General features: G+C 74.0%; 7 protein-coding genes. 5 read left to right on the top strand and 2 right to left on the bottom strand.

Going from position 1 to position 8,418, the window contains the following annotated elements:
• Positions 1–77: 77 nt before the first annotated feature.
• The gene (locus EBN88_RS26590; protein WP_122399593.1) at positions 78–905 is read right to left on the bottom strand and encodes an SAM-dependent methyltransferase; all 828 of its coding nucleotides are present in this window, start codon (positions 903–905) and stop codon (positions 78–80) included.
• A gap of 324 nt (positions 906–1,229) precedes the next feature.
• Between EBN88_RS26590 and EBN88_RS26585 the strand changes: the two genes are divergently transcribed.
• A complete protein-coding gene (locus EBN88_RS26585; protein WP_233580994.1) occupies positions 1,230–1,700 on the top strand; it encodes a MarR family winged helix-turn-helix transcriptional regulator in 471 nt (156 codons plus the stop codon).
• 478 nt (positions 1,701–2,178) lie between these two features.
• Positions 2,179–3,270 (top strand): AMP-binding protein, encoded by a 1,092-nt coding sequence (locus tag EBN88_RS26580; protein ID WP_233580992.1) that lies wholly within the window; start codon positions 2,179–2,181, stop codon positions 3,268–3,270.
• Here the strand turns inward: EBN88_RS26580 and EBN88_RS26575 are convergent.
• Positions 3,249–4,997, bottom strand: a complete 1,749-nt coding sequence (locus EBN88_RS26575; protein WP_122399590.1) for an FAD-dependent monooxygenase — start codon at positions 4,995–4,997, stop codon at positions 3,249–3,251. The two genes, EBN88_RS26580 and EBN88_RS26575, sit on opposite strands and share 22 nt — an antisense overlap.
• Positions 4,998–5,411: 414 nt before the next feature.
• On the opposite strand from EBN88_RS26575, the gene EBN88_RS26570 reads away from it, so the two are divergent.
• From EBN88_RS26570 to EBN88_RS26560, 3 genes are read left to right on the top strand one after another with little or no spacing between them, the layout of a single operon-like run.
• A complete protein-coding gene (locus EBN88_RS26570) occupies positions 5,412–6,590 on the top strand; it encodes an AfsA-related hotdog domain-containing protein (RefSeq protein WP_122399589.1) in 1,179 nt (392 codons plus the stop codon).
• The gene (locus EBN88_RS26565) at positions 6,587–7,285 is read left to right on the top strand and encodes an HAD family hydrolase (protein WP_122399588.1); all 699 of its coding nucleotides are present in this window, start codon (positions 6,587–6,589) and stop codon (positions 7,283–7,285) included. Before EBN88_RS26570 ends, EBN88_RS26565 begins: the two co-directional genes overlap by 4 nt.
• The gene (locus EBN88_RS26560) at positions 7,282–8,382 is read left to right on the top strand and encodes a 3-oxoacyl-ACP synthase III family protein (protein WP_122399587.1); all 1,101 of its coding nucleotides are present in this window, start codon (positions 7,282–7,284) and stop codon (positions 8,380–8,382) included. The genes EBN88_RS26565 and EBN88_RS26560 overlap by 4 nt, the downstream gene beginning before the upstream one ends.
• Positions 8,383–8,418: the final 36 nt, after the last annotated feature.

The raw sequence follows: 8,418 nt of genomic DNA, 5'->3' as shown, positions 1-8,418 counted from the left end.
TCGCCGGGCGGGGGCGGGGCGGCTCGCCGGGCGGGGCGGCCGGCGCGCCCGGGCGACGGCCCGGGGCCGAGGCCGGCTCAGGGCTTGCGGGCGACCAGGCCCCACTGGAAGAGCTGGTCGGTTGGCGGCTCGGCGCTCGTCGTGGGGCGCCAGCGCGCGATCGGGACCAGGCCCGGCTCGACCAGCTCCAGGCCCTCGGCCGTGGCGGCCAGTTGGGCCTCGCTGCGCGGATAGTAGGGAACGGCGCCCGAGGCGGCGTAGGTCTCGTTGAGCCGGATCATCACCGGGTCGTCGATGCTGTCGCACGTCGCCAGGTAGCTGCCGCTGGCCAGCCGGTCCATATAGGTCCGCACCAGCTCGGCCGCCGGCTCGGGCCGGATGTGGCCGAGCATCGACAGCAGCATCAGCCCCACCGGCCGGTCGAGGTCCAGGGTGCGGCCGGCCTCGGCGAGCACCGTGTCCACGTCGCGGACGTCGCCCTCCGCGTAGTCGGTGGCGCCCTCGGGCGTGGAGGTCAGCAGCGCCCTGGCGTGCAGCAGGACGAGGGGGTCGTTGTCCACATAGACGATGCGGGCCTCGGGGTCGTAGCGCTGGGCGACCTGGTGGGTGTTGTCGGCGGTGGGCAGCCCGGTGCCGATGTCGAGGAACTGGTCGATGCCGGCCTCCTGCACGAGGTAACGCACCGCCCGCGCGAGGAACTCCCGGGAGGCGACGGCCAGTCCGGCCGCCTCCGGATGCTCGGTGAGCAGCCGGTCCACCAGCTCCTTGTCCACCTCGTACCAGTCCTGGCCGCCGATCATGTAGTTCCACACCCGGGCGGAGTGCGGCACGGACTGATCGATCCGGGCGATCAGTGCCTCGCGTTCCCGATCGGTCTTGCCCACCTGTCGGTCGTCCTGGCTCATCGCGCCGTCCTCTCTCTCGCTGCTTCGGTGGTGTCGGTGGCCGGTCCCGCCGGGGCCTCGCGTTCCATCAAGCCACAGAACACGGCGTCGAGCGCTGAGGCGGACACGACGACATGAAACGGAATTCCCGACACCACCCCGAACGGCCGCCGGAGGGGGCGCGCCGGGCCCCGCGTCCGCTCGTCGGTGCGCCCAGGTAAACCGGTCGGGAACTTCTGCCCGGTGCTTCGACGTTCATCGGACAACCCGAGGCCCGGGGGGGTCCGGAACGCGGCCTTGCTCACGGGAGATTGTCTACTTAGCGTGGTTGGTATGCCCCTATCCGTGCACGAGCGTATCGGTCACCACATCAAACGGGCCGAGCAGGAGTTGGCGTCGGCAAAGCACTCCGCGTTGCGTCCCTTCAAGGTGAATGTGCCGCAGTACCACGTGCTGTTGGCGCTGTCGCAGGAGGCCGGTCTGTCCGGGGCCGCGCTCGCCCGCCGGTGCATGGTCACCCCGCAGACGATGTCGTCGGTGCTCTCCACGCTGGAGGGGCGCGGCCTGGTGGAGCGCACCCGGCATCCCTTGCACCAGCACATCCTGGAGTGCCGACTCACCTTCGCCGGGCGGGCGTTGTTCGAGCGGGCCGACCACGCGGTGGCCGAGATCGAGCGGCGGCTGACGGAGGCGTTCACGCCGGCCGAGACCCACGACCTCGTCGGCTATCTGAACCGCTGTTCGCTCGCGCTCACGCAGGGCGGTGGGGCGCGCGCCGAGGGCGCGCCGGAGTCCTCGGGCGAGCCGGTCGGCTGACGCGTGGTCGGCCGGCCGCTCCCCGGCGCGGCGCGGTGCCGTCCGGTGCGGCCGGGCGCTTTCGGCGGGGTCCCGGGATTCGCCCCGAAGAGAAATCCCCGATTCCGGATGTGCGAAAGCACAGTGAATCGCCGGCGGGTGAACGCGCTTTGGGCGACGTGGGCGAGATGTGTGACGCGCGCCGCGCCCTGCGCGTGTTGTGCACGGGATAGCACCAGAGGAAACAGAAATCTTATGCCGGAGGAGTATGTTCTTCATATCTATGAGCGTCGGTTCGGGCCGATGACATTCGTCCGTGGTGGAGGTCTCGCAGATGTCGTCCCTACAGCGACCACTTCGCGCTGGCGCGAGGGAGTTGTCGCCCAGCCACCTCCAGCTGTTACTCAGCCGGGTAAGCCAGATCCCCTCGCTTCGCGACAAATACCTGAGCACCCGTGACGGCCCGAGACAGCCGCTGACGTTGGCCACCCTTCCCGTGTTGACGCGGAACGAGTTGGTGGCCGCGACCGACGAACTCTTACGCGGCAAGGGCCCCGGCGAGGGCTCCGTCGTCTACGCGGGAGGCGGCACCCTCTCGCGGCCCAGCATGAGCCTGCTGCCCGGCGGCCTCTTCGTGGAGGAGGTGCACCAGGTGTGGCGGGCGCTGCGCCCGGGCGACGTGCTCGCCAACTTCTTTCCCGCCGGCCGGGAATGGGCCACCCACTCCTTCTACAACCGGTTCGCCACCCACGCGGGGGCGTCGCTGCTGCCGGTCGGCGACCTGCCCGAGGACGAGTTCGACCGGTGGCTCTCGTTCTGCGCCGACTACGGCGCCAACGCGCTGGCCGCGCCGCCCCATCTGCTGAGACGGCTGCTGCGCCACCGCGCGGCCGGCCACCAGCTGCCCTGGCTGCGGAAGTTGCTGATCGGCGGCGCGTTCCACGACCGGACCCCGCTCGACGAGATCGGCGAGCTGCTGCCCGACGTGGCGGTCTGGCAGCTGTACGGCTCGGCCGAGGCGTGGCTGGTCGGCCACCGTGGGCCGCGCTGCGCCGAGGCCGTGTTCCACCTGCTGCCGCACCAGTACGCCGAGATCGACGAGGGGCGGCTGCTGATCACCACGGTGGGCGCCGACGAGGCGCCGCCGCTGATCCGCTATGTCATCGGCGACCGGGGCGCGGTCGTCGACTGTCCCTGCGACCGCCCCGGCACGGCGGTGCGGGTGTTGGACGCGATCGGTCCCGCGCTGCGGTTCCAGGGCGGCCGGGTCTGGGCGCGGGAGCTGGTCGAACTCGCCCTGGAGACCGCCGAGGTGGTCGGCGCGCAGGTCGCGGTGGTGAGGGGCGACGGCGAGACGCACCTGGAGCTGCGGGTGCGGCTCGCCGACGGCGTCCCCGACGACCAGTACACGCGCGAGTGGATTCGTCATCGCGCGTTGAACGGGCATCTGGCGCTGGACCCGACGATCGCCGAGGACGCCGACCGCTTCCATGTGGTGGCGGTGGACCGCCTGCACGACTGCGGGCGGGCGGAGCCGCCTCCGCTGGTGGTGACCCGTGACGGCGAGGGTCACGTGGCCGAGGTGCCGTGAACCTCCGCGCTCCGGGCGGGCGCCGCCGCCCTTCCGTCGCGGGGGAGCGGCCGGGCGCCGGGCGCGGCTGACGGCTCACCCGCCCGTTCGGCCGTCGGCGCGCCGAACACCGCGCGCAGCTCGGCGCGCAGCCGGTCCAGGTCGCCGGTGTGGCCGTGGGCGGCGACATGGCCGTCGGGGCGGACGAGGTAGTAGCCCTGCCGGTCGCAGCCGGTGTGTGGCTTGGCCCGCCCCAACCCCACGGCGACATGCCGCAGTTGGGGCCGTCCTGCGGCCGCCCCGGCCAGGACGTTGGCCCACTCCGGCACCCCGGCGCGGTGCACGGCCACCAGGTTCCACCTGCCCGGGTCGGCGGCGGGGCCGGTCAGCCCGAGCGAGCCGGCCAGCTCCCTGGGCAGCACCGCCCCGACCCGCAGCCGGCCGGGCAGCCGGGACAGCAGCCGGCAGGCCGCGCCCCGGTCCGAGGGCCGCTGGGTGGCGCGCACCGGGGGATAGGCGATGCGCCGGCCCGCCAGGACCGGCGCGTAGAAGCGGGACATCGCGCCGGTGCGCTCGGCGAGTTGGAAGGCGACGTTGCGGACCGTGGCCTCGGAGCGGCGCTTGACCAGCCAGGCCCTGGTCTGGATGTCGGTGTCCCTGACCACCTGCCGGGCGACGGCGGCGCGCTCGGGGCCGTAGGCGTCGAGGAGTTCGGGCGGCGCCTCGCCCCGGATCACGGCGGCCAGCCGCCAGGCCAGGTTGTGGGCGTCCTGGAGGCCGGTGTTGAGGCCCTGCCCGCCGGCCGGGCTGTGGATGTGCGCGGCGTCCCCGGCGAGGAAGACCCGGCCCAGCTGGTAGTCCTCGGTGTGCCGGGCGTGGACGCGGAAGACGCTCTCCCAGACCGGCTCGGCGATGTCCACGCCCGAGGGGCCGCGCTTGGCGACGATCCGCCGCATCCTCTCGACGCTCACCCGCTCGCCCACCGGAAGGCTGCTGAAGAAGCGGTAGACGCCGTGCGGCAGCGGCACGATCACCAGGGCGCCGGCGGCCGACTGGTAGTACAGCGCCCGGTCGGCCGGGAGTGTGCCCTCGATGTGCGCGTCCACCAGCGCGAACGCCGTCTCGTAGGTGCTGCCCCCGAAGCCGGCGCCGATCAGCCCGCGCACCGTGCTCCCCGCGCCGTCGGCGCCGAGCACGAACGGGGCCCTGGTGCGCTCGATCCGCCCGTCGGCGTGTTCGAGGATCGCGGTGACGCCGTCCGTGGCGGCGACCCGGCCGGAGAAGTCGAGGCCGTCGAAGTTGAGCAGCCGCACGCCGCGTTCGACGGAGCCGCCGAGGCGGTGCAGGGTCTCGGTGAGCACCCGCTCGGTCTCGTTCTGCGGCAGGCACAGCGGGCTCAGGCCGGGGCCGAACGGGAAGGTCGCCAGGTGCTCGCGGTCGGCGTAGTAGCTGAACGCGTTGATCGCCAGGCCCGCCTCGTTGAGCGCGTCGAGGGAGCCGAGGTCCTCGAAGAGGTCGAGGGTGCGCGGCCAGACGAGCAGCGCCTTGGGGAACGGCGAGGGCTCGGGGGCGCGGTCCACGATCCGCACCCGCACGCCCCGGCGCAGGAGTTCGCAGCCGGCGAGCAGCCCGACCGGCCCGCCGCCCACGACCAGGACGTCGTACCCGTCCGTTCCGCGCCCCTTGGCGGCGGCGCCCGGGGTCGGTTCCGGGGGCGGTCCCGAGGTCGGGTCAGAAACCTTACGCATCCTTAACTCCCCTGTGGTCACTGTGGTTTGACGCCCAACCATCATACATCTTATGGTTCTTCGAGATCATAGGGTTCATCGGTATCTGCGACCAGGGGGGGGCGCCTCGATGACCGACCTTGTGAGTTCCCGCGTTCTCGCCCGTCAGGGCCGACACCCGGCTGACCCCGGGCGTCTCATGCGCCGCGTCTGAGGGGGGCACCGTCGCCCCCCGACCGCCGGCGCGTGCGCCCTGCGACCCGTCCCCGCACGTCCCCACGTGCGTCCGCGCCACTCGGCGCACCACCGCTCACCGCTGCCCGAAATCCCGCCTGCCCGACACCCGTCCGTCGGGCGGCGGAACCGCTCGGAGCGTTCCGAGCGGCCCGACCGACCCGCGACATCAGCACCGACCACACACGAAAGGCCAGTGTCATGGGCCCGACATCGTCCACCCGCACCTCGGAGCCACGGCGCGCCACGCCCGCCAGGCCGGCGTTCGACCACGGCCGCCTGGACTACACCCGCACCGTGGACCGGCTCCTGGTCCACCGGGACGCGCTGAGCGAGGTCTTCCTCACCGACCTGCGGCACATCGACGAGACGAGCTACGCGGCCGCCGCCCAACTGCCGCGCTCCCACGCCTACTACGGCGACCACCTGCTGCGCCCGGCCCACTTCGACCCGCTGCTGGTGCTCGAAGCCTGCCGGCAGGCCACCCTCGCGGGCGCCCACCGCTTCTTCGGGGCGGCGGAGAGCGACAAGTTCATCCTCACCCACCTCGGGCTGCGGCTGACCAGACCCTGGCTCCTGGCGGTCGGCACCGCGCCGCTGCCCCTGGCGCTGCGGGTGCGGGTGACCAACCGCAGGGAGAGGGACGGGCGGACGACGGGCCTCGACCACACGGCCGAGCTGACCGTGGGCGGCGAGGTCGTCGGCGAGGCGGAGGTCGGGCTGCGCTTCAGGACGCCGACCGACTACCTCACCCTCAGGCTCGGCAACCGCGACGGACGCCCGCTGCCCTCCTCGGCCAGCTACCCGGGGATCGTCCCGGCCGGCTGCGCCCCCGCGCACCTCGCGGGCCGGTCGGCGCCGGAGAACGCGGTGCTGCTCGACCCCGCCGCCACCGGAACGGGGATCACGGCCGGGCTGCGCGTCCCGGTCGGCCACCCCAGCATGTTCGACCACCCGCAGGACCACCTGCCCGGCATGGTCATCGTCGAGGGCGCGCGCCAACTCGCCCTGTACGCCGGCCAGGAGACGCACGGCCTCGCGGTGACCAAGGCGTACCCGACCGAGGTCCTCGCCCGCTTCGAGCGGTTCGGCGAACTGGAGGAGGAGACCACCCTGCACGCCACCGTCGGCCGCCCCACGCAGGCCGGGACGACGCCGCGCGGCCCCTGGTACACCCAGGCCGGGGTGCTCGACGACGACGCCGAGGACCTGCCGGACCTCGGGGCGCCCGGGCCCGCTGACGGCGAGGTCGTGCCCGAACGGCTGCCCGTCCGCGTCGAGGCCAGGCAGCGCGGCACCGCCATCTGCGCGGTGGACGTCACCCTCTCCCGGGTGCCCGAGGACCGGGCCGCGCGCGGCGGTCGGGGTGGTGCGGCATGACCGCCCCCGTGGCCTTCTGCGACGTGGACGAGACCCTGATCCGCGTCAAGAGCATGTTCCGCTTCCTGGAGTTCTACCTCGCCCGGCGCGGCGAACCCGCCGCCACCTACGAGCGGTTGATGACCGGGTTCCGGGCGGACGCCGCCGGCGGGGTGCCGCGCCAGGAGATCAACCGCGCCTACTACCGGCTCTACGCCGGCGAGGACGCCCGGCGGCTCGCGGCGGCCGGACGCGACTGGTTCGCGGCGGAGTGCGAACGCGGCGGGTTCTGGGTCAGCGCCACCCGGCGCGCGCTCGCCGGCCATGTCGCGGCCGGCGAACCCGTGGTGCTCGTCTCCGGATCGTTCTCCGCCTGCCTCGACCCCGTCGCCGAGGCCGTCGGCGCGACCTGGGCCATCGGCACCCGCCCCGTGGTGCGCTGCGGCACCCTCACCGGCGAGGTGCTGGTCCCCGTCATCGGCGCCACCAAGGCCCGGGTCGCGCACCACGCCGCCACCGTGCGCGGCGCCGACCTGGCCGCCTGCACCGCCTACGGCGACCACGCCAGCGACCTCGACCTGCTGACCGCCGTCGGCGACCCCGTGGTGGTCGGCGCCGATCCCGTCCTCGACTCCCATGCCAGCAGGCTCGGTTGGCGACGCCTCCCGAGCGACCACGCGCCGGCGCCCGCGCCCGCCCAACTGGAGAACGCATGAACGCCACAGGAATCCTCGGCACCGGCTCGTACCTGCCCAGCGAGGTGGTGACCAACGAGGAGGTCGGCCGGGGCGCCGGCGTCACCGACGAGTGGATCACCCGCAAGACCGGCATCAGGGAGCGCCGCCGCGCCCCCGACCACCAGGCGACGTCCGACCTCGCGGCGGCGGCCGCCGAACGGGCCCTGGCCCAGGCCGGGGTGCGGCCCGACCAGGTGCGCTACCTGGTGGTGGCCACCTCGACGCCCGACCACCCGCAGCCGGCCACCGCCAACCTGGTGCAGCACCTGATCGGCGCGGTCAACGCCGCCGCCTTCGACGTGAACGCGGTGTGCAGCGGCTTCGTCTACGCGCTCACCGTCGCCCACCGGCTGGTGGACGCGCTGGACGCCGGGGCCGGTGCGGAGCCCGGCTACGCGCTGGTGGTCGGCGCCGACATCTACTCGCGGATCATCGACCACTCCGACCGGCGGACCGCCGCGCTCTTCGGGGACGGCGCCGGCGCCGTGGTGCTCGGCCGCAGCCGCGAGGGCAGCGACCTCGGCGGCATCCTCGCCACCAGCCTGGTCAGCCGGGGCGACCAGCACCGGCTGATCGGCGTCGCCGCCGGCGGCAGCCGGCTGCCGGCCAGCGCGCGGACCGTCGCCGAGGGCGCGCACCACTTCCGGATGGACGGCCGTGGCGTGCGGGAGTTCGTCGCCGAGAACCTGCCGGGCGCCGTCGGCCGGCTGCTGGCGCGGGCCGGGGTGCGCCCCGAGGAGGTGCGCCACTTCGTCCCGCACCAGGCGAACGGGGTGATGCTGCGCGAGGTGTGGCCGGCGCTGCGGCTGGACAACGCGACGCTCCAGCTGACCGTCGAGTCCCAGGGCAACACCGGCGCCGCCTCGGTGCCGGTGGCCCTGGACACGGTGCACCGGCGCGGCCAACTGGAGGAGGGCGACCTGGTGTTGCTCTGCGCCTTCGGCGGCGGGATGTCGCTGGGCTCCACGCTGGTGCGCTGGGGCAGGACCCGGCCGGTGATCGCCGCGCGGCGGGCGGGGGCCGTGCCCGCCGGGGTGCCGGCGGCGGCGCGCACGCCGGTCGGCGTCGCCGGCTGAGAGCCGGCCGAAACCCTGGCCGAACGCGCCGCCCGC

The sequence above is a fragment of the Streptomyces triticirhizae genome (genome assembly GCF_003696235.1).
GTDB classification, from domain to species: Bacteria; Actinomycetota; Actinomycetes; order Streptomycetales; family Streptomycetaceae; genus Streptomyces; species Streptomyces triticirhizae.
This window is presented reverse-complemented; position numbering and strand designations above follow the sequence as displayed.

Excerpts from the sequence above, each read along its gene's own strand:
- EBN88_RS26565 (WP_122399588.1), top strand. The coding sequence starts at position 6,587 with ATGACCGCCCCCGTGGCCTTCTGCGACGTGGACGAGACCCTGATCCGC.
- EBN88_RS26570 (WP_122399589.1), top strand. The coding sequence starts at position 5,412 with ATGGGCCCGACATCGTCCACCCGCACCTCGGAGCCACGGCGCGCCACG.
- EBN88_RS26575 (WP_122399590.1), bottom strand. The coding sequence starts at position 4,997 with ATGCGTAAGGTTTCTGACCCGACCTCGGGACCGCCCCCGGAACCGACC.
- EBN88_RS26560 (WP_122399587.1), top strand. The coding sequence starts at position 7,282 with ATGAACGCCACAGGAATCCTCGGCACCGGCTCGTACCTGCCCAGCGAG.
- EBN88_RS26590 (WP_122399593.1), bottom strand. The coding sequence starts at position 905 with ATGAGCCAGGACGACCGACAGGTGGGCAAGACCGATCGGGAACGCGAG.